The organism is Loigolactobacillus binensis, from assembly GCF_005405165.1.
GTDB lineage: Bacteria > Bacillota > Bacilli > Lactobacillales > Lactobacillaceae > Loigolactobacillus > Loigolactobacillus binensis.
Genome location: NZ_BJDN01000011.1, coordinates 61828 through 84132 on the forward strand (window position 1 = coordinate 61828; position 22305 = coordinate 84132).

At 44.5% G+C, this 22305-nt stretch carries 19 protein-coding genes; 16 read left to right on the top strand and 3 right to left on the bottom strand.

Annotation, left to right across the window (positions count from 1 at the left end):
* Positions 1 to 112: 112 nt before the first annotated feature.
* On the top strand, positions 113 to 622 hold the full coding sequence (locus tag FFM78_RS06795) for a DUF2798 domain-containing protein (protein ID WP_137637694.1): 510 nt from the start codon (positions 113 to 115) through the stop codon (positions 620 to 622).
* A 170-nt stretch (positions 623 to 792) separates the two neighbouring features.
* Here FFM78_RS06795 and cbpA read toward each other — a convergent pair whose 3' ends face one another.
* Positions 793 to 1431 carry a cyclic di-AMP binding protein CbpA gene (gene cbpA, locus FFM78_RS06800; protein ID WP_137637695.1) on the bottom strand — a complete coding sequence of 213 codons (639 nt, stop codon included), beginning with the start codon at positions 1429 to 1431 and terminating at the stop codon, positions 793 to 795.
* 125 nt (positions 1432 to 1556) lie between these two features.
* Between cbpA and FFM78_RS06805 the strand changes: the two genes are divergently transcribed.
* Positions 1557 to 2225, top strand: a complete 669-nt coding sequence (locus FFM78_RS06805; protein WP_137637696.1) for an O-methyltransferase — start codon at positions 1557 to 1559, stop codon at positions 2223 to 2225.
* Between the two features lie 233 nt (positions 2226 to 2458).
* Here the strand turns inward: FFM78_RS06805 and FFM78_RS06810 are convergent, their stop codons facing one another.
* Both FFM78_RS06810 and FFM78_RS06815 read right to left on the bottom strand, forming a co-directional pair.
* Positions 2459 to 3835, bottom strand: a complete 1377-nt coding sequence (locus tag FFM78_RS06810; RefSeq protein WP_137637697.1) for a L,D-transpeptidase family protein — start codon at positions 3833 to 3835, stop codon at positions 2459 to 2461.
* Between the two features lie 483 nt (positions 3836 to 4318).
* Positions 4319 to 4948: an ECF transporter S component gene (locus FFM78_RS06815; RefSeq protein WP_137637698.1), complete on the bottom strand. Its 630-nt coding sequence runs from the start codon at positions 4946 to 4948 to the stop codon at positions 4319 to 4321.
* A 246-nt stretch (positions 4949 to 5194) separates the two neighbouring features.
* Here FFM78_RS06815 and FFM78_RS06820 point away from each other — a divergent pair, with 246 nt between their 5' ends.
* The 14 genes from FFM78_RS06820 (at position 5195) to lysS (ending at position 22201) form a co-directional block, all read left to right on the top strand.
* Positions 5195 to 5794 (top strand): TetR/AcrR family transcriptional regulator, encoded by a 600-nt coding sequence (locus tag FFM78_RS06820; protein ID WP_137637699.1) that lies wholly within the window; start codon positions 5195 to 5197, stop codon positions 5792 to 5794.
* 18 nt (positions 5795 to 5812) lie between these two features.
* Entirely contained in the window at positions 5813 to 6385 is a 573-nt protein-coding gene (locus tag FFM78_RS06825; RefSeq protein WP_137637700.1) for a YiiX/YebB-like N1pC/P60 family cysteine hydrolase, read from the top strand.
* 261 nt (positions 6386 to 6646) lie between these two features.
* Positions 6647 to 7213 carry an aminoacyl-tRNA hydrolase gene (gene pth, locus FFM78_RS06830; protein ID WP_137637701.1) on the top strand — a complete coding sequence of 189 codons (567 nt, stop codon included), beginning with the start codon at positions 6647 to 6649 and terminating at the stop codon, positions 7211 to 7213.
* Positions 7214 to 7215: 2 nt separating this feature from the next.
* Positions 7216 to 10737: a transcription-repair coupling factor gene (gene mfd, locus FFM78_RS06835; protein WP_137637702.1), complete on the top strand. Its 3522-nt coding sequence runs from the start codon at positions 7216 to 7218 to the stop codon at positions 10735 to 10737.
* A 9-nt stretch (positions 10738 to 10746) separates the two neighbouring features.
* On the top strand, positions 10747 to 12318 hold the full coding sequence (locus FFM78_RS06840) for a putative polysaccharide biosynthesis protein (RefSeq protein WP_137637703.1): 1572 nt from the start codon (positions 10747 to 10749) through the stop codon (positions 12316 to 12318).
* Between the two features lie 181 nt (positions 12319 to 12499).
* Positions 12500 to 12763, top strand: a complete 264-nt coding sequence (locus FFM78_RS06845; protein ID WP_137637704.1) for an RNA-binding S4 domain-containing protein — start codon at positions 12500 to 12502, stop codon at positions 12761 to 12763.
* A 272-nt stretch (positions 12764 to 13035) separates the two neighbouring features.
* The gene (locus FFM78_RS06850; RefSeq protein WP_137637705.1) at positions 13036 to 13449 is read left to right on the top strand and encodes an FtsB family cell division protein; all 414 of its coding nucleotides are present in this window, start codon (positions 13036 to 13038) and stop codon (positions 13447 to 13449) included.
* 78 nt (positions 13450 to 13527) lie between these two features.
* Complete coding sequence (locus FFM78_RS06855; RefSeq protein ID WP_137637706.1) at positions 13528 to 14028, top strand: S1 domain-containing RNA-binding protein; 501 nt, start codon at positions 13528 to 13530, stop codon at positions 14026 to 14028.
* A gap of 69 nt (positions 14029 to 14097) precedes the next feature.
* Entirely contained in the window at positions 14098 to 15462 is a 1365-nt protein-coding gene (gene tilS, locus FFM78_RS06860; protein WP_137637707.1) for a tRNA lysidine(34) synthetase TilS, read from the top strand.
* Positions 15463 to 15520: 58 nt separating this feature from the next.
* The gene (hpt, locus tag FFM78_RS06865) at positions 15521 to 16063 is read left to right on the top strand and encodes a hypoxanthine phosphoribosyltransferase (protein WP_137637708.1); all 543 of its coding nucleotides are present in this window, start codon (positions 15521 to 15523) and stop codon (positions 16061 to 16063) included.
* Between the two features lie 98 nt (positions 16064 to 16161).
* Positions 16162 to 18306, top strand: a complete 2145-nt coding sequence (gene ftsH, locus FFM78_RS06870) for an ATP-dependent zinc metalloprotease FtsH (RefSeq protein ID WP_137637709.1) — start codon at positions 16162 to 16164, stop codon at positions 18304 to 18306.
* Positions 18307 to 18442: 136 nt separating this feature from the next.
* Positions 18443 to 19324 carry an Hsp33 family molecular chaperone HslO gene (gene hslO / locus FFM78_RS06875; RefSeq protein ID WP_137637710.1) on the top strand — a complete coding sequence of 294 codons (882 nt, stop codon included), beginning with the start codon at positions 18443 to 18445 and terminating at the stop codon, positions 19322 to 19324.
* Between the two features lie 231 nt (positions 19325 to 19555).
* Positions 19556 to 20554: a tRNA dihydrouridine synthase DusB gene (dusB, locus tag FFM78_RS06880; RefSeq protein ID WP_137637711.1), complete on the top strand. Its 999-nt coding sequence runs from the start codon at positions 19556 to 19558 to the stop codon at positions 20552 to 20554.
* Between the two features lie 153 nt (positions 20555 to 20707).
* Entirely contained in the window at positions 20708 to 22201 is a 1494-nt protein-coding gene (gene lysS / locus FFM78_RS06885) for a lysine--tRNA ligase (RefSeq protein WP_171001858.1), read from the top strand.
* Positions 22202 to 22305 lie beyond the last annotated feature (104 nt).

Below are 22305 nucleotides of genomic sequence, written 5' to 3' on the forward strand. Positions count from 1 at the left end.
TGCTAACTTTGAACGATCAAGGCTTACAAGAAATGTAATATAAATGTAACTTACGTGGCGGCTTGATTTTTTGTATACTGATCAACATTGTGTCAGGAATAGGAGAAAAATAATGCCACGTAATTGGAAAGAAGAAGTTGTTTTTACGGCCATCATGGCTGGTTTAATGGTATTCGTTATGGTTTGTTATAACGTTATGCTAGTTCAAGGATTTACCAAGGGCTTTTTGTTAAATTCATTGACTGAATACCCAGGCGGTTTATTAGTTGCCGTTATTTTAGATCTATTAATTGTGGGTCCGATCGCTAAGGGCTTGGCCTTTCGCTACATCATTAACGATTACATGAAGAAAAATGTTGTTTTGATCGGCATTACGATTTCTGTGATGATGGTGCTCGGTATGGTGTCCTGTATGTCGCTTTTCGGTATGATCATGGCGCACAATTTAGGGGGCAATGTTTTAGCTACTTACGGGCATACGTGGTTGTTTAATTTAATCGTTGCCTTACCGTTACAATTATTGATCGTAGGGCCAATCGCCCGGGCAGTTTTAGGTAAAATGCAAAGTGCTGCCGCTAAGGCTAATGCACCGCATGAAGAAACCACCGATGAGATTGATTAAATTGGCTGACTTGATCCGTCTGTTTTGACGGCCATTTTAACCAGCGAGTTTGGTAAACGAGCAAGACGGTGACCAGGTTAGTTCAAGGTCACCGTCTTTTTTGTTTGCCAATCAAAAAATCATTTATTTCCATAGCCGTTCAGGAAATAAATGATTTAAAAAATTAACTTCTATTCAGCACGCAGATCTTCAACTTCAGGAACGGTAAATTCCTTGCGTTGCAGATGATCAATGATTTTGTGTAAAGTGTCTTCAGAAGTACCCGCTGGTAAAGTGAATAAAGTCCGCCGAATCAATTCACCTTGTTCCGAATCTAAAGTAATGCAATTGGCGATCGACACATAGCGCGAGATGATCCGGGACATATCGGTTAGATCCCCGCGCTCACCAGTAGAAACAACGGTCAGCACGTAGCTCCCAACGTTAACGTTCCAAGATTGTGATAACATAGTCATCAGATGGTTGTGGGTCAAAATACCATAAAAGTAATTATGCTGGTCCAAAACGGCGACGTAAGGTAGATCCTTGATCGTAAAGAAAATTTTGAAAAATGGGGCATCGATGGGAATATATTTGGTGGCATTTTTCAATAAATGAGTAACGGGCAGATCCATCGCGCCGCCCCGTGATTTATGCCGATAAATATGCATTTTGTAGATATTACCGCGAAAAATTTGGCCGGATTCATCGAGAATCGGCACGCAACGGTAGCCAGTATCTTCCAAAATGGTCAGTGCTTCAGCTAAGGTTGCAGTTTCCTTGATCGTGGTCACCTGCTCCTTGATTTGCACCAATGATTTTAATAACATGCTTTTTTTGCCTCCAGATTAGATAATTCTCATTTTAATTCTACCATAGCATAATCTATAATCGAATAATAGACCATTATTCGGTTTAACAAATTAGAAAAATTTAATGAAAGTAGGAACGATAGATGCACAATGAAATGATGCACCGCCCAGTCGTTAAGCCTGAGGTACTAGCCTTTTTACGCCAGCAAACGACCCAATTAACGGGCGCTTTAGGTGAGTTAGAAAAAAAGGCCCATGCGGATGGGGTGCCAGTGATTCCACATGAAACAGTAACATTCATGCAAACCTTGATCAACCTGCAACGGCCACGGACCGTGTTGGAAGTAGGCACCGCCATTGGCTTTTCGGCTAGTTTGTTTGCGACTTGCATGGGGCCAACGGGACAGGTGACCAGCATTGACCGTTATCCGTTAATGCTGGAACACGCGCGCGCAAACATTGCGCGTTTAGGTTTAGAAAAACAGATCAATTTGTTGGCAGGCGATGCCGCAGATATTTTACCAACCTTAACGCCTAGCTATGATCTTATTTTTATGGATAGTGCTAAAGCGAAGTATTTAGATTTTCTGGATGATTGTTTACGTCTGCTGGCCACGGATGGGGTATTGTTGATCGACGATGTTTTACAGGGCGGTACCGTTTTCGCCGCTAAAACCACCATAGCTCATCGTAATCAAGCCATTCACCGCAAGTTAAACCAGTTACTTGAACGTGTATTCAATGAACCAACTTTGATCGCAACGTTACTGCCCTTAGGGGATGGCCTGCTGCTGATCACTAAAAAACATTAACGGGACTTGCTGTACCTTGGCTTAGTCCAAGCGACAGTAGGAAGCAAGTTCCGTTTAGCGAATTAGTACGCTAATACTTGCTAAACTGTATTGCCAAAAACGCGCGCCCAATTAAGGTGAAAACCGGCAAGCGGAAAAACTGCCTGGTGGAACATGTTTTATCTATATTGATTGTTCGGCGGTACAGAAATAGGAGTTGTGACATAAATCATTTATGTCACAACTCCTATTTCTTAGAAAATAATAACGGGTGTACCGGCGCTGACGGCGGCATATAATTTAGCGACTGCTGCGGTTGGGGTGTTAACACAACCATGAGAACCATGGGTCTTATACCAATCGCCACCGAATTTCGGCTGCCAAGAAGCATCATGGATACCAACACCAGTATAATCAACTGGCATCCAGTAGCTAACTGGTGAAGCGTAGGCGGAACCATCGTCATTAGTTCCTTTCAGAGTAGCATTGCGCTGTTTGCTCCAAATATAATCGACTCCAGATGGTGTATCCTGCCCAGGTTTACCAGTAACGACATCAGTATCAAGGACTAACTTGCCATCTTTGTAGTACCACATGTGCTGGTTGGTTTTATCAACTTCAACATAGGTATTACCAATATCGGATTTATCCGTACTGTAGCCAGTTCCTTGAATGGTTGGTGTTCTAGTGAAGTCCTTGCCCTCAAGCACCTTGGCCATCAAAGTTGTTGTTTCACTGGCGGTATTGATGCTCCAACCATAGATACCGGCTGGAACCGTGACCGTCCCGCGCTTAGTGCTCTTAAATTGCCGGGACTTATTGATCGTTGCGTATTTTGTATTCAAGCTAGTGATATAAGCTTTAACCTTAGCTTCATCTAAGCTGACTTTACCGTTAGCGAACGTTGTCCAGCTGTAGATCGTCGCTTTAGGTACAACGACCTTGTAACCATTGATCGTGTAAGTGATCTTTTCATTATGAATTTTTTCCAACTTACTAACGGCCGTTTTTAGAGTAGCACTGTCAGCGGTCACTGTTGGTTTAGTGTAAGCAGCCTTGACCGTTATTTGACCGCTACTGGTGGCCAAACCTTGTTGAATCGTTGCCTTTAGTTTTTTAGCACTAAATTGATTACCATTAACGGCTTTGCTAATGGTATAACTGCCATTTTGCTTGATCACCGCAGCATTTTTGCTAGCTGTACGGCCTTGATTAAGTTTGTGCAGGGCCTGTTTATAGAACTGATCAAATGTACTTTGATCAATATTCAAGCTTTTGCTGGCCTGAGCCGTACTAGTGCCGGTCAGCAAATGTAGGGGCCAAGCCCAACGGTTCTGCTGTTGCTTCAACTGGGCCAATTTTTGGCTGAAGTCAGGGTTGACCCCGGCTGTTTTACCGGTAAAACTCAATAATTGCTTTTTACCTTCGACTAAGGTGAATTTTTGTTGCTTGAAATGCTTCTGTAATAGCTGATTGGCTTGGGCTTCAGTTTTACCGCCTACATCGACCCCAGCAACTTCTGTCCGGGGCAAGTAAGTATCACGGTAACGCTGGCTTTGCAAAATATAAAGTCCGAAAACCGCAATGAGTATCACGCTGAAAGCAATCACCAATTGACTGCGATTTTTCATTGGATACGGTCCTCCTATTAATTATTCTTTAGCTGAGTGTAGCATTTCCATCTGGAAAATGATAGCTGTTGAACCTTTAAATTAACTTAAGTTTACGCCAATTAAATTGTAAAAACGTCTTTTAGTTTACAATAATTGAATTAGAAAAAGAAATTTTAATGGTGATCACAACTAGAACCACGGCGCACGATACCGCAGCTTAAGCGCAAAAAAACGCCTGCAATGCGCAGACGCTGCTTCGTAATAGCTGGAAAATAATTTGGTCATTGTTTTCAAATCATTTTAATTTAATGCCTATAAGCCGACCCCTGTGCCCGGTTGGATGCCAGGGGATTAAGCGAGCCAAGTGCAGGAGCACCAAGTTTATAACTAGTGATCGCGGTGGCGGCAAGGAAGCCTGCTTTTTCATTCTAGCCGGTATTGCGACTACCATAGTTCAACCACTATTATAGACTTAATCGTAAAGTAAAAAACGGCTGAAAATTATTTTGTCGGTTTTAACAAGCGCTTTTCGACTGCATTAAAGGCGTTGGCCAGTGAAATAGTGACTAGGGTTGCCACGATCATTTCAACAAAGCCGTTGGAAAGAATGACGCCACCGATCATGATCAGAACCGCATTTAAAGAGTGGTAGCCTAATTGCTGACCGAAAATCAGGCCCATTAAACCTAACACTAAAACCGTATTCGTCAATGAGCCAATAAAGCCGGCGATTCCATAACTTAAACTACGATTGAGTTCTTTTTTGCGTAACAGGGCAAAAACTAACGCTGGCATGATGCCAACCAACACCCGCGGTAAAATTGAAACCACAAGGGCCAAAAGATTGCCGTGACCAGTGCCAGGGACGGGCACAAAAGGTGAAAAAACAAAACTTGTGGGTGTCATTGTGACGGTTGAGCGGTATAAACTCAACAGGCCAAAGACTAGACCTAGGAAAGCACCGCGTTTATAACCGAGCAGGATTGAACCAACGATAACCGGAATATGTAAGGTGGTGATCGCAAAAGGGCCTAGTTGCAAAAAGCCTAGTGGCGTAACGTACAATAAGAATAAAATGGCCAACATGATCGCAGTGTAAACTAATTTTTTTGTGTGTAGATCGTTTGTCATAGCTGTTCGCTCCAATTTTTTAACGCTGCCGTGATTGCGTGGGTTACGAAATAAGCACCAAAATAAATCAAGCAGGGTTTTTAGTTAAATAAATGAATTCATGTATAATAAATGGAGATAAAAACAGGTAATGGTTATAGTCAGGGCAGTCAGTTCAATTAATGATACCGGTATCATTGGGGTGATTATACTTCAAAATGACACGTGTGTCATTAATTATTTTTCGTAGATAAAAGAGGTTTGTTAATGCCAAGCAAAACAAATGAAGAGCGAAAGCAAATTAAACGCGCGGCAATTTTAGAAGGCGCGCGGCAGGTTTTTAGTCGCAAAGGGTTATTAGCTGTGACCATGAAGGACATTATTGATGAGTGCGGTATCAGTCGTGGTGGCATCTACTTGTACTTTGATTCGGTGGATGCAATTTTTATTGCGGTGATCGGCCAAAGAAGTAGTCGCAAATTTGATGGCATCCGTGCTGATATTCGCGCCAATTATCCCTTTGATGATTTACTGGCTAAATATTTTGCCGAACATAAGGATCGCTTATTAAATCACGTCGGCAGCAGTTTGCTGCGTGCAACTTACGAATATTACTATACGCATAACACCGCCGCTGATCATGCCTTTCAACAAGCGCAGATCAACGCTAGTCAACAAACTATTTATGCGATTTTAGAATTAGGTGTGACCCAAAACGTTTTGCGCGCGCAACGCTTAACCGAGCTTGCGGAAACATTCATGCTGATCATTGAAGGATTAAGTGTGTTGGCGATCACTGGTGCCATCACTGCGCAGCGAATCGATGATCAAATTGAGATGATGCAAGCAATGCTGCCCCGCAAATAACCGTTAAAGGATTTGAAAATGATGCCAACTGAGTTATTTAAAAACGCTGATCTACTATTTATTACCAGTCGTGCCGATGCTTTTGCCAATGCGATCGTCATGAGTACGACCACTGCTGGACAACACCTACATTATGATCATGTGGCTTTAGTTGAAGTGACCGCTAAGCACCAGGTTTTTGTGTTACACGCGTTACCAAAAAGTGGCAGCATTCGGGAACCTTACGCAGCGTTTCAAAAGCGTCATTATGCGCTGGTCGACTTATACCGTGTGCAACACCCTTTGCAAGCAGAGCTAATTATTGCTCAGGCTAAAAGCCAATTGGGGCAAGTGTACAATCATAGTTACGCGCCAACAGCAGCCGGCTATTACTGCGCCGATTTTATTTTTGCGGCTTTTGCTAGTGATCAGATTTTTACGTTGCGCCCAATGAGTTTTAAAGCACCTACGCAGCAGACACTGTTGCCTTTTTGGCGCGCTTATTATGCACAGTTGGGATGTGCCGTTCCGGAAGGTGAGTTGGGCTTGAACCCTAACGCCATGGCTCGTCAAAATTGCTTGCGCAAGGTCACGACTTTAGTTGCGCCGTAATTAGGTGATGGGGGTAGCTCGTTTCCCCTAATTATACAGGGTCAAAGCGGCGTGACGGCAGAACGGAGCCGGAAGCGGTATGTTATAATAGCCAGTAATAATCTGTTGTAACCGGCAAATTGGTTTTGCCGGTCGTTTTCGTGTCAACAATTTTTAGACACATTAAGTTTGGACTAGGTCTAAAAAGTGCTGTTGACACAAACAATTAGTCAAAAGATAACGTTTAAAGATAACTTTAGATAAGGTGGAGAGATTTTAAAAATGAAAATGATTGTTGGTTTAGGTAATCCTGGACAAAAGTATTTACACACGAAACATAATGTTGGCTTTATGACGGTGGACCGAATGGCGGCGCAGCATCAGGTCACTTTTAGCCACAATCAATTTGAAGCTAACTACGCCACTTATTTTGAAAATGGTGAAAAAGTCTTTTTAGTTAAACCACAAACTTTCATGAATGATTCTGGGCGGGCGGTTAAACCGTTAATGACTTATTATCAGATCCAGATGGATGAGTTGATGATCGTTTATGATGACATGGATCTCGTACCTGGTGGGCTACGCCTGCGGCAACACGGATCCGCTGGTGGGCATAATGGTATTAAAAGCCTGATCAGTTTCTTACGGACTTCTGATTTTAATCGGGTGCGGATCGGCACGGGCCACCCCCAGCGGCAAAGTGTGGTTGATTGGGTGTTGACGCCTTTTAGTGCCACCACGCGCCCTTTAGTTGATCAAAGTATTGATACGGCAATTGCAGCGTTGGAAGCTTGGGTACAAGGTGCTGGTTTCATGCAGGTCATGAATCAGTACAATCGGAAAGGATAATTATGGATTTAACAGAACTGCTTTTACAAGCCCCTAAAATTAAAACTTGGTTAGGTCAAGTGACCCCCCACAGTCGCCAATTAGTCACTGGCCTGCAGGATTCGGCGCGTTCATTGCTGCTAAGTGCAGTGTTACGTGCTAAGAAGCAACCCCTGTTAGTGGTGACTAATAGCTTGTTTAATGCCAGTCAGTTGGTGGATGATCTGACTAACTTATTGCCAGAGACCCAAGTTCATCTATTTCCCGTGGATGAGGTCATGGCGGCCCAGGTGGCAGTGAGCTCGCCAGAATATCGTAGTGAGCGCGTTCAGGCGCTTACTTTTCTGGCGCAACAGCAGCCGGGCATCGTCGTTGCGTCATTAGCAGGAATCCGGCAATTGTTGCCGTCACCAGATTTATGGCGGGCCAGCGCGCTGACCATTAAACCTGGTGGACAATTAGACCCTTTGCAGCTACGCCAGCAATTAGTCGGAATGGGCTATACGCGGGAACAATTAGTGGGGCGGCCGGGTGAATTTGCCATGCGGGGGGATATTATTGATATTTATCCTTTAAATACCGCCAATCCAGTGCGAATCGATTTGTTTGATACTGAGGTCGACTCTTTACGTTATTTTGAAGCTGGTAGTCAACGGAGCATTGAGAATTTAAATGCGTTCACCTTGTTGCCGGCAACCGACTTTTTGGTGACGCCTGCTTTGTTGCAACAGGCAGCGCCACGTGTGAAGAAAGCGTATCAGGCGGAACTAGCTACATTAAAGGAAGCCAGCGCACAGACCGTCTTAAAAAATAATTTGTTACCGTTGATCACCGCACTGGAAAAAGGTGAAGTGACGCCAGAATTAGTGCGTTACCGGGATATGATCTATACACCGGCGGCTAATTTAACCACTTATTTACCAGCAGATGGGCTGATCGTCTTAGATGACTATCCGCGGATGCAGGAAAGTGAAACCGAACTGGCTGCTGACAGTGACCAATGGGTGGCTGAAGAAATCGCCGCTCAGCGCATGTTGCACAGTCAAACAAGCCACCAAGATCTAAAGGGTCTTTTACGTAAAAATAAACATACCCATATCTACCTGACCTTGTTTCAAAAAGGAATGGGAAATTTACGGTTAGATCAGATCCTGGACCTACAAAACCGGGATATGCAGCAGTTTTTTGGCCAAATGCCGCTGTTTAAGGCGGAAATTGACCGGTGGCAGGCACAGCAGCAAACCGTTGTGGTCATGGTTGGTGATGATGAACGCCGGGAACGTGTTGGTAATATTTTACGTGATTTTAAAATCAAGGCGGTGTTAGCCAAGGAGGCTACGTTACAGCCACAGCAAGTGCAGATTGTTGCGACTAGCTTGCAAAATGGTTTCGAGCTGCCAGACGCTAACCTGGTAGTGATCACCGAAAAGGAATTGTTTAATCAACCGGTAAAAAAGCGGGTTCGACGGCAAACTTTGGCCAACGCGGAACGGATCAAAAGTTATAACGAATTAAATCCTGGTGACTACGTGGTTCACGTGAATCATGGGATCGGTAAATATGTTGGCATGCAAACTTTAGAAGTAGACGGTGCGCACCAAGACTACATTACGATTTTGTATCAAGGTAACGATAAGTTATTTATTCCAGTCAGTCAGCTGAATATGGTCCAAAAGTATGTTGCCTCTGAAGGTAAAACGCCGCGGATCAATAAATTAGGCGGCAGTGAATGGGCAAAAACTAAACGTAAAGTTAGTTCAAAAATCGAAGATATTGCGGATGATTTAATTGAGCTTTACGCCCAACGGGAAGCTGAAAAGGGATTTGCTTTTTCTCCAGATAATGATTATCAACGTGAATTTGAGGATGCCTTTCCTTATACCGAAACCGCTGATCAGCTACGTAGTGTGGCCGAGATCAAACACGATATGGAACGAGAAAAGCCGATGGATCGCCTTTTAGTGGGGGATGTTGGCTTTGGTAAAACTGAGGTTGCTTTGCGGGCTATTTTTAAAGCAGTTCAGGATGGCAAACAGGCCGCCTTTCTGGTTCCCACAACAATTTTAGCGCAGCAACATTTTGATACCATGTTACAGCGCTTTGCCGATTTTCCGGTACAAGTTGAATTACTATCGCGTTTTCGGACGACGAAGCAGATCCATGCGTCCTTGGCTGCCATCAAAAGTGGCCAAGCTGATATTGTGATCGGTACGCACCGTATTTTATCTAAAGATGTTGATTTTCATGATCTAGGGTTGCTGGTAGTGGATGAAGAGCAGCGTTTTGGGGTCAAGGCTAAAGAACGGCTGAAAACTTTGCGCGCTAACGTAGACGTTTTAACCATGACGGCGACGCCAATTCCACGGACGTTGAACATGTCGATGGTGGGCGTACGTGATCTTTCTGTGATTGAAACGCCGCCAGCCAATCGCTATCCAGTTCAAACCTATGTCATGGAGCAAAATGCTGGTGCTTTGCGTTCTGGCATTCAACGGGAATTAGCGCGGGGCGGCCAAGTTTTCTACTTACACAATCGCGTGGAGGATATTGAACGTACGGTGGCCAACATTGAGGCGCTAGTCCCGGCGGCCAGTGTTACCTATGCTCACGGTCAAATGACGGAAGCGCAAATGGAGAACACACTGTATGAATTTGTGCACGGTCAATATGATGTGATCGTCACGACCACGATCATTGAAAATGGTGTCAATATGCCTAACGTTAACACCTTGTTTGTTGAGGATGCCGATCATATGGGCTTGGCCCAGTTATATCAATTGCGGGGCCGGGTCGGACGTAGTAGTCGGGTGGGCTATGCTTACTTCATGTATCGTCAAGATAAAGTGCTGACCGAAGTCAGTGAAAAGCGCTTAGCGGCGATTCGCGACTTCACCGAATTAGGTTCTGGATTTAAAATTGCGATGCGCGATCTGTCGATTCGTGGTGCCGGTAACTTATTAGGTAAGCAACAGCATGGTTTCATTGATTCAGTTGGGTACGATCTGTATTCACAAATGTTAGCCGATGCCGTTGCCCAAAAGCAAGGTAAGGTGGCGCAAGTTAAAAGTGATGCGGAAATTGATTTGGGGATCGAAGCCTATTTGCCCACCGAATATATTAATGATCAACGACAAAAAATTGAATTGTATAAGCGAGTGCGCGAGCTGACTAGCGCGGCTGATCTAGAAGAATTACAGGCAGATCTTTTTGATCGTTTCGGCGATTATCCAGATGCAGTGGCTCATTTACTGGCAATCGGTTTACTGAAAGTGTATGCTGACCAAGCGCTAGTTGAACGGGTTCGACATTTGGATAGCCAACTGCAAGTTAAGTTATCTGCGCAGGGAACACGCCAAATTGCGCCAGAAGATGTTTTCAAAGCGTTGAGTAGAACTAAATTAAAGGCGACGGTGAAAATGGCAGAAGATAAACTGGTGGTCGCGTTGATCATCCAGCCAAAAATGCAGCAGGCCGATTGGCTTATTGAACTGACACAATTTCTTAAAGGGTTAGCTGCGATCGTGCAGCAAACTGCTCCTGCCTGAGGCGTGCGTATGCAGAATAAACAAATGAAACATATGGTCAATGGTGCCTTTATTCTTTCTTTAGCGGCATTTATCGCTAAAGTGCTCAGTGCTGTCTATCGCGTTCCTTTTCAGAATTTAGTCGGTAATACTGGTTTTTATGTTTATCAGCAAATTTATCCGTTATACGGGATCGGTATGACCTTTGCGTTATCCGGGTTGCCGGTATTTATTTCTAAATTGATCGCTGAACAAACTGATCTTGGGTGGCAGCGTGAAATTTTACGGCGCAGTGCGTTACTACTAGCTTTGTTGTCGGCACTAGTTTTTATCGGTTTGCAAATAGGTGCTTCCTGGATCGCGCAAGCAATGGGTGATCTGCAGTTGGTACCATTGATCGATGCGGTGGCGTGGATGTTTCTGTTCATGCCTTGGTTGGCTCTTAGTCGCGGTTTTTTCCAAGGACAATTCAGTATGATCCCCACAGCCTTATCCCAGGTTGCTGAACAAATAGTCCGGGTGGCCGTGATCTTGATCGCTGCGGTTTGGGCGGTACGCGCCCATTGGACGGTTTATAAAATGGGTGCTTGGGCGATGAGCGGTGCTGTTTTTGGGGCTGTTGCCGCAAGTAGCGTGTTGGCCTACTTTTGGTGGCGGCGGCCGCGCGTCCAAGTGGCGGTTACTCAAGTGAGCGTGCCGCGTTACCGGGATCTGTTGCGGCGCTTTTTAGCCGAAGGGGGTTCCTTATGCCTATTTGCTTCCTTGATCGTTTTGTTACAACTATTAGATTCTTTTTCCGTGAAAAATAATTTAGTGGTGGCGGGCTTAGGCCAAGCTGCGGCTAAAAGTTTAAAAGGGGTGTATGATCGCGGTCAGCCTTTAGTTCAGTTAGGGTTGGTTTTGGCGACGGCTTTAGCGACATCGTTACTACCTAGTCTGACTCGTGCTTTACAGCGCAAGCGGCGCAATGAATTCTACCGCCAGGCCGTGATGATGATCCACTTGAGTTTTGCTTTTTCGGTAGCCGCAGCCGGCGGTTTGATCGCCTTGATGCCAGGAGTGAATCGGCTGTTATTTGGCAATACGGAAGGCGATCTGGCGCTGGCAATATATATGCTGAGCATTATTTTAATGGCATTGATCTCCAGTTATAGTAGCGTTTTTCAAAGCTTAGGTGAGTATCGCTTACCAACACTGGCATTGGTAGTTGGTTTAGTGGTTAAATTATTATTTAACGGCTGGGCGGTGCGCCGGTGGCAAATTAATGGGGCTAGTGCGATCACGATTCTGGCGCTAGCAGTAATGTTTGGCTTGATTTGGTGGCGTTCCCGTAGCTATTTGCGCCAGGCGCTGGTTCGTCACTTCTTTTTATTGAAGCTAGTGGCGTGTGCCGGAACAATGACCGTGTTAGTGCGTCTGTTGTTTATGTTGCTTAGCACTTGGTTGCAGCCAGGTCGCCTTGCCACCGGCGGAGTTGTTTTTGTCTGTATCTTACTAGGTGGTGGGTGGTTCCTTTTTTGGGCACGTCAATTGCGGTTATTGACCGTCCGTGAATGGCTAGCACTACCCTTAGGTAAAAAATTTTTACGCCGATTTAAATAACCGGCAAAATTAGTAGAATAATCGTAGGCGTAACAACTTGTATATTGAAAAATAACCTTAATTATGAATAGGAGCCTGTCCGCCTTGCCGCATTTTTTGCGGCTTAGAGCGGAAGGACATCCGTGACGAAAATCAATTTTTCGTTGAAAAATAACCTTAATTATGAATAGGAGCGAATATTATGCGTTTAGATAAATTCTTAAAAGTTTCGCGGATCATTAAACGACGGACGGTTGCTAAGGAGATCGCCGATAAAGGGCGGATCTTGATCAATGATAAAGTTGCTAAATCATCCACAGATGTGGCGGTCGGTGATGTTGTTACCATCAAATTTGGTAATAAAACGTTGACGGTCAAGGTCAAGGCCTTATTTGAAACCACTAAAAAGGATGCTGCTGAAGAAATGTACGAAATTGTTTCTGAAACTTTTGCTGAGAAATTTTAAGTTTAGCTGGCTTGTTATTGCTGTACCTGGGAGCTAGCTTATTCAGTACTTTAGCGGCAACACGGCAAAAATCTAACTGCCGTTTGACACTACTTACTAAGTGATCGCAAAAATAATTAATGCTGATCTACTTTTATGAAATATTATCTGTTTCTACGTGGACACTGCCGCGAAAGCTTGCTATACTTTGGGTAGAATTAGCTGAAAATAAAGGTTATTTTACCAATAGCTTGACTAAATCAACCATATAGTGATGAAAGAGGGATGCGGTTATGCTGCTTACTAAGAAAAAAGCAACAATTAATAAGCAGACAAAAATTGACCCATATGCGGAGATTGCGCGTGTACGGCAGCAAAAGCAGGCACGGGCCAAGTACGTTCAGCATGTGCATAAACGGCGGATCATGCTGATACTTGGTGTGCTGGCAGTCGTCTTTCTGGTGTGTGGCGTACAGATTTATCAAGCGCACCGTTCACTAGCAACTACCAATCAGCAGCTAGCAACGCGGCAAGTGAAGTTAAAAAAAACCAAGGCACGGCAGCGCGAATTAAAACTTAAAGAAAGTCAACTAAAAAATGACGATTATTTACAGCAAGTGATTCGTCAAAAGTACTATTATTCAAAAGGAAACGAAACTATTTATAGTTTGCCACAGGATAAAGCCCCGACGATCTCAGCAAAATAAACCCGAGCGAGACGCTTGCAACCGACCTTTCCTGTGCTATACTTATGAGTACATGATTTAAGGAGGAAAAACTTTTTTATGTCAATTGAAGTCGGAGCTAAAGTTTCTGGTAAGGTTTCTGGAATCACGAATTTTGGTGCGTTTATCGATTTAGGTAATCGGAAGACAGGCCTAGTTCATATTAGTGAAATTTCGGATAGTTATGTTAAAGATATTCATGATGTCCTAACAGTCGGCGATGAAGTCACAGTTAAGGTCATGTCCGTTGGTGATGACGGTAAGATTGGTTTATCAATTCGTAAAGCAGTTGATAAGCCAGCTTCCGAACATCAAGAACACACAAATCATCACGCACCACATCGTTCGAATGATTCTAATCCACGGCAAAATCGCTCTAATCACAACAACACGCATACACAAGGGCGTGCTGGCGGTGGTCGGCGCCATTTCCAGGAAACCAAAAAGGAAGACTTTGACGATCTTTTATCCGATTTTCTTAAAGACAGTGAAGCACGTTTAACTGACTTAAAGCGCAATACTGAAGGTAAGCGTGGTGGCCGTGGCGGTCGCCGTAGCTAATAAACAGTCAACGAGTTCGGGCTAGCCTGAGCTCGTTTTTTTAGTTGACTATTTTTTGGGGGTGGGTTTGTGCAAAATGAATTTAGGGCGCATGTTCGGCGGCTACAATTATGGCCGGCGGGTACGCCGGTACTAGTTGCCGTATCGACTGGTGCGGATTCGATGGCCTTACTGGATCTATTAGCCCATTTACCGGTAACGCTGCGCCCACAGATCAATGTTGTTCACGTTAATCATCAATTACGCGCGGCTAGTGTGCAGGAGGCAGCCTTCTTAACCCAGTATTGTGCAGCACACGGTTGGCCATTGTATCAAACAAAATGGCCAGTAGCGGCACATCCGCAACATGGTACAGAAGCGGCGGCGCGCCAATTTCGGTATACTTTTTTTGCTCAAGTTTTGCAGCAGCACCGGATTCCAGTGTTGTTAACGGCGCACCACGCCGACGATCAGCTTGAAACAATGTTGATGCGGTTGATCCGTGGTGGGGATATTCAGCAGTTGACCGCAATTGCGCCAACGCGACCGTTTCAGCAGGCCACGTTGGTACGGCCACTATTACCGTTTACGCGGCAACAAATTCGTAATTATGTTACGCAACGCCAACTAACTTATTTTGAAGATAAGACCAATCAAGACACAGCACTGACACGGAATCGTTTGCGGCAGCACGTTGTTCCAGAATTAAAGCAAATACAGCCGTTGGCAGCTGAGCACGCTACAGCATATGCGCAACAGTTACAGCGATTGCTCCGTGTGAATCAGCACCAAATGGATGCGCTTTTGATAGCCAGCGGGCATTTCTTAACGCCGGGCTATTATGGTGAGTTAGCAGCCTGGCAGCAAATGACTACTGATGTGCGGTATTTAGCACTAACGCGCCTACTGACCCGATTATTAGTGGCTACAGGCAACCCAGTTAAGCAACGGCAAAAAAACGAGCTGCTTCAACTTTTACAAAGTGAGCGTCCGCAAGGCCAGTTAGCTTTAGCAGGCACTTGGCAACTGGTTAAAAGTTACCACTATTTCACCATTGCACCGCGGCCAGCTGCAGTGGTTACTCCTAATTTTGAGTTGTGGCCGGGCACAACGATTCAAGCCGGACCGTGGCAAATTGGTTTGCAGGCAGCTACCCAGGCGTTACCCACCGGTAGTGCGTGTTTAGAGGTTTGGTTGGCGCCTGCGGAATTACCGTTGATCATTCGTCACCGGCAGGCCGGAGATCGGCTGCCATTGCGGCACGGCCACCAGAAAATCAAACGAATTTTAAGTGATAAGAAGGTGCCTCAACAAGAACGTGAGCAGTTATGGTTGATCGCAACACAACAAAATCTCGTGTTGTGGTTACTAGGAATTAAACGATCACAATTGTTTAACCCGCAACAAACTGATAAAATACATTACAGACTAATTATTAAAAAGCAAACAAGCTAAATGATGACTAACTTATCGTTTAGTCATAACTTATTGTAAGCGGGAGAGGAGTTTACTGATGCATCAGGATATTGAACGTATTCTGTACGATCAAGCAGCAATTGCCCAGGTAACGGAACGTTTAGGGGCACAAATCACCACCGACTATGCAGGTAAAAATCCCTTAGTGATCTGTGTTTTAAAGGGTGCAATGCTATTTATGGCTGATTTGGTTCGCCAGATCGATACGCATTTGGAAATGGATTTTCTAGACGTATCGAGTTATCAAGGTGGAACACAGTCAACAGGTGAAGTTAAGATCATTAAAGATCTTGATACGCCGATCAAAGACCGCGATGTTTTGATCGTTGAAGATATTGTGGACACTGGGCGGACCCTGAATTACTTAGTTGATCTACTGAAATACCGTCAGGCCAAGTCGGTTAAGATCTGTACGCTACTGAATAAGCCAGAAACACGGGTGGTCCCCGTTCATGCTGATTATGTTGGCTTTAAAGTACCTAACGCATTCTTGGTCGGCTACGGATTGGATTATGCGGAACAATACCGTAATTTACCGTATATTGGTATTTTAAAATCAGCAGTTTATCAAACGAAATAATAGTCAATGAAAGTCAAATATGCTATCATCAATAACTGAAATGATATGACAAGGTATCATTTTTAAAATTGATAGCAATTCGGAAACGGAGGTCACGTATGAATAATAAGCGAAATGGACTTTTTCGCAATAGTCTGTTTTATATTGTTATCTTCCTAAGTTTGATTGGGATCATCTACTTCTTCTCAAACGGGCAATCAAATTCACAGTCGAAAGAACTACAGTCTAGCGAATTTGTCAGCCAATTGAAGAGTAACAAAATTAAAGACTTTAGTGTACAGCCAAATAATGGTGTCTATAAGATCACCGGTGACTATCGCAAAGCGCAAAAAGTTTCCTCAAACAGCGGTGGATTTGGCTTAACGTCAAACTCAAAGACAAGTGTTAAAAGCTTTACAACGGTCATGTTGGATAGTGATTCACAAGTTGCCCAAGTGGCCCGCTTAGCTGAAAAGAATAATATTAAGATGGACACTAAGGCCGAAGAATCTAGTGGTTTCTGGATTCAGATCTTGTTGTACGCCTTACCACTAGTGATGATCATTTTCTTCTTCTATATGATGATGGGGCAAGCTGGTCAAGGTGGCGGCAACAATCGGGTGATGAACTTTGGTAAATCTAAGGTTAAACCAGCCGATAAAAAGGCTAATAAAGTCCGCTTCTCTGATGTAGCTGGTGCTGAAGAAGAGAAGCAAGAATTAGTCGAAGTCGTTGAGTTCTTGAAGGATCCCCGAAAATTTGTTTCTCTAGGTGCCCGCATACCAGCCGGTGTCTTGTTGGAGGGCCCTCCTGGTACTGGTAAAACTTTACTGGCGAAAGCCGTAGCCGGTGAAGCTGGCGTGCCATTCTTCTCAATCTCTGGTTCTGACTTTGTTGAAATGTTCGTCGGTGTTGGTGCTAGTCGTGTGCGTGACTTGTTTGAACAAGCTAAAAAGAGCGCACCAGCGATCATCTTTATTGATGAAATCGATGCCGTTGGCCGTAAACGTGGCAGCGGTGTTGGTGGCGGTCACGATGAACGTGAACAAACCTTGAACCAATTGTTAGTGGAACTTGATGGTTTTACTGGTAGTGAAGGGGTTATTGTCATTGCGGCAACTAACCGTTCTGATGTTCTTGATCCAGCCTTACTACGTCCAGGCCGCTTTGACCGGAAGATCTTAGTCGGTAGCCCTGACGTTAAGGGTCGTGAAGCAATCTTGAAAGTTCACGCCAAAAATAAACCATTGGCTGACGATGTTGATTTGAAAGTTTTGGCCCGGACAACTCCTGGTTTCGTTGGGGCGGATCTAGAAAACTTATTGAACGAAGCTGCTTTAGTAGCGGCTCGGCGCGATAAGAAGAAGATCGATGCTTCCGATGTTGATGAAGCCGAAGATCGCGTTATCGCTGGTCCTGCTAAGCGTGATCGAGTGATCAGTCCGAAAGAACGGACGATGGTGGCTTACCATGAAGCCGGTCATACGATCGCTGGTTTGGTTTTAAGTGATTCACGGATCGTCCGTAAAGTTACGATCGTACCACGTGGCCGCGCCGGTGGTTACGCAATCATGTTACCGCGTGAAGATCAATTCTTGATGACTAAGAAGGAATTGACTGAGCAATTGGTTGGCTTACTGGGTGGTCGGACTGCTGAAGAAATCATTTTTGGTACGCAGTCAACTGGGGCTTCCAATGACTTTGAACAAGCAACACAATTAGCACGGGCGATGGTGACACAATATGGGATGAGCGCTAAGTTAGGCGACATTCAGTATGAAGGTCCAGCAATGCAACAAACTGAATTTGGTGTTCGGCCATACTCTGAAGCGACGGCAACCGCCATTGATGATGAAGTTCGGCGGATCATGAACGAAGCGCATCAACAGGCTTACGAAATTATTCAGGCCCATCGTGCGCAACATAAATTGATTGCCGAAGAATTGCTCAAGCGTGAGACTTTGAATGAAAAGCAAATTCTTAGCTTGTTCAATACTGGTGAAATGCCTGATGAAGCAGGTTCACCAGAGTTTCCAAGCGAAAAGGCGGCAACTTTTGAACAATCCAAGCAAGAATTGGAACGTCAAGATGCGGCTAAACAAGCAGAAGATAAACAAAATGCGGATTCAACTGATTCAGCAGCACCAGAATCGGAAGAACCAGCTTCCTCTGCTAGTTCTACTGCTGATTCTGCAGCAGCATCACAGTCTAGCGCGGCTTCTAACGCTGACCAAGCTGATTCGCAATCAGATCATAAAGCATAAAACCAAAGGCTGGAGCAATTGTTCCAGCCTTTCGTTTTGGCAAAATTAGCACCGGCTACACTAAAACTGTTGAACTTTATTGATAAAGCAGCTTTAGGGGCTAGCCTCGTTAACTGAAAAGGAGCAAAAAGTAATTATGAGTGATTATTTAGTTAAAAGCATGGCCTATAATGGAACTGTTCGCGCCTATGCAGTTGATGCCAGCGGCGTTGTAGCAGAAGCACAGCAACGTCATGATACTTGGAGTGCTTCGTCGGCTGCCCTTGGTCGCACTTTAGTGGCAACTTTATTGATGAGTACCGCCGGTTTACAGGATGAACAGAAAATGACCGTTAAAGTACTAGGTGATGGACCAGCTGGTGCCATTGTTGCGGATGGTAATGCTCAGGGTAGCGTTAAAGGCTATATTCAAAATCCGCATGTCCATTTACCATTAAATGCAAACCAGCACATTGATGTTCGCGGTGCGGTAGGCACAAAGGGTACGATCGCTGTAACCAAGGATCTTGGCCTTGCGCAACCGTTTACCGGCCAGACCCCCATTGTGTCTGGCGAACTTGGCGATGATTTCACTTATTATATGGCGGCCTCGGAACAGATTCCCTCGGCCGTTGGTGTTTCAGTTTTTGTGAATCCTGATAATACGGTTGAAGTAGCTGGCGGTTTTTTAATTGAAATGATGCCTGGTGCCGCTGCTGATGTCGCTACCGATCTGGAGGCTAAATTGAAGACGATCCCGTTGGTTTCTGAGTCGTTACGTCAAGGACAAACGCCAGAACAAATTTTACAGGCAATTTTTGGTGCTGATCTAGAAGTTCTTGAAAAATTACCAGTGGCTTTTAAGTGTGATTGTTCTAAAGAACGTTTTGGTAAAGCAATCGCTGCACTAAAGCCAGCGGAGATCCAGGCCATGATCGATGAGGATCATGGTGCTGAGGCGGTTTGCCATTTCTGTGGTCAGAAGTATCAATTTAGTGCCGCTGAGTTGCAGAAATTAAAAGATAACTACGAAGCTTAAGCAATGGTAGAAGAGTCGATCACTTAGTTGGTCGACTCTTTTTTCAGAAACAGGTGAGCTAGTCGGTTTTCGTGCTTCGTATTTTGTGCTATGATACAAAAGATGTTCTTAGCAAAATCTAGCCTATTATTTTGAACTAAGTTAACGTAGATAAACTTGAAAAGCGGTTTGTTCGTGAATGAATAGCTTTTTCAGGTGTGCTGAATTTTAAATTAAAGGTGGTCAAATAAAATGGAATGGCAGATCGGTAATGTTAAAATCCCTAATCAGGTTGTTGTTGCCCCGATGGCTGGGATCACAAATGCTGCGTTTCGGGTCATTTGCCGGCAATTTGGTGCTGGTTTGGTAGTTTGCGAAATGATCAGTGATCGTGGTATTTTACACCACAATACTAAAACCCTAAGCATGTTGTTCGTTGATCCAACCGAGCATCCGGTTAGTGTGCAGATCTTTGGGGGCACTAAGGAAACTTTGGTGGCGGCCGCACAGTTTGTCGACCAAAATACCAGTGCTGATATTATTGATATCAATATGGGTTGCCCCGTAAATAAAGTGGTTAAAACGGATGCTGGTGCGCGCTGGCTGCTGGATCCAGATAAGGTATACGAAATGGTGGCTGCAGTAACGGCCGCTGTCAGCAAACCCGTAACCGTGAAAATGCGGACGGGCTGGGATGAAGATCATATCTATGCTGTGAAAAACGCGCAGGCGGCCGAACGCGCTGGAGCCGCAGCGTTAGCCATGCATGGGCGGACCCGTAAACAAATGTACAGTGGACACGCTGATTGGAATATTCTAAAGGATGTGCGGGACCATATTACAATCCCATTTATGGGTAATGGGGATGTGCGTACACCTGAAGATGCTAAACGAATGTTAGACGAAGTCGGTTGCAATGCGGTCATGATCGGCCGCGCGGCGTTAGGTAATCCCTGGATCTTAAAGCAAACAGCAGAATATTTAGCGGATGGGGTCCTATTGCCTGAACCAACGCCCTGGCAAAAAATTATCACTGCAAAAGCACATTTACATCGCTTAGTAGCGTTAAAGGGTGAACGAACTGGCGTCCACGAATTTCGGACTTCTTCGGCCTACTATTTAAAGGGAATCTCCCGAGCAGCTAAAACCAAAGTCGCCGTTAACCGGGCTGAAGCTGAGGCTGAGGTGGATTCAATTTTAGATGCTTTTGTGGAGCAAGCTGAAGCACGTGAGTTACAACGGACTAAATAATACTGGGGTTAGCTTTTGTTGTGTGCCACCGCTTTTTTGCAATGCCAACTAAAATAGGCTTGCAATTTAAGTGGGAAATCGGCAGAATATAGATATGTGTGACGTTGAAATGGAGGAATTATAGTGGCTAAGAACGGTCAAAAACCGACTGAAATGAATGACCAATTGCGGGTTCGCCGCGAGAAAATGGATGAATTGCGTGAAGAGGGGATTGATCCCTTTGGTCAGCGTTTTGAGCGCGATGCAACGAGTCAGCAGATTCGCACGCAATATGCAGATGAATCAAAAGAGCAATTAGAGGCCGAAGAACATGTGGTAACGATTGCTGGCCGGATGATGACTAAACGGGGCAAGGGCAAGGTCGGTTTTGCAGATTTTGCTGACCGTGACGGCCGGATTCAAGTCTATGTCCGTAAAGACCGTGTTGGTGAAGAAAATTACCATATTTTCAAACGCTCAGATTTAGGGGACATCATGGGGATCACCGGCGATGTTATGAAAACTGATACTGGTGAATTAACGGTTCGTGCTAATCACGTTACTTTTTTGACGAAGGCATTGCGGCCTTTACCTGATAAATACCATGGTTTACAAAATGTTGAACAGAAATACCGGCAACGTTATTTGGACTTGATCGCTAACCGGGATAGTTTTGAACGCTTCATGAAGCGGAGCAAGATCGTTTCGGCAGTACGTGAGTATTTAGATAATAACCAATTTATCGAAGTAGAAACACCAGTTTTACATACCCAGGCTGGTGGTGCTTCAGCGCGGCCTTTTATCACCCATCATAATGCATTAAACATCGACCTGTATTTGCGGATTGCTTTAGAGTTGCATCTCAAACGCTTGATCGTTGGTGGTATGGAACGTGTTTATGAAATTGGCCGGGTTTTCCGGAATGAAGGGATCGATACTAAGCATAACCCTGAGTTTACCATGCTAGAAACCTATGCTGCTTATTGGGATCTTGGCGATGTAATGGATGAAACTGAAGGCATCGTGCGCTTTGCGGCCCAAAAAGTTAACGGAACAGGCCAGATCACTTATCAGGGCCAGCCTATTGACTTAGATAAACCGTTTGCCCGTGCACACATGGTTGACTTGATCAAGGAAAAGACTGGTGTTGATTTCTGGCCAGAAATGACTGTCGCACAGGCTCAGAAATTAGCCGACGAGCATGAAGTTAAGTATGAAGAATGGTGGCAAGTTGGACACATCATCAATGCCTTTTTTGAAGATTTTGTTGAAGATACTTTGACTCAGCCAACTTTTGTGTACGGCCATCCAATTGAAATTTCACCATTGGCTAAAAAGGATCCTAAAGACCCACGTTTCGTTCAACGTTTTGAATTATTTATTCATGGCGGTGAGTACGCAAACGCCTTTACTGAATTAAACGATCCTATTGATCAAAAGGAACGCTTTGAGGCCCAGGCAACAGAGCGTGAAGAAGGTAATGACGAAGCTCACGGTATCGACGAAGATTACGTAGAGGCTTTGGAATATGGTATGCCGCCAACTGGTGGTCTAGGAATTGGGATTGATCGGTTAGTAATGTTGCTAACGGATGTTGATTCAATTCGCGATGTCCAATTATTCCCAACTATGCGACCAGAAAAAGCATTATCTGAAGATGAATTATAAAAATAGGCTCTCTGTCAAATCCTGTTGATAGTCAATTTTACAGCATTAGAAGTTATTTAACTTCTAATGCTGTTTTTTTACTTGGTTTGGTCCGCATTTGTTGT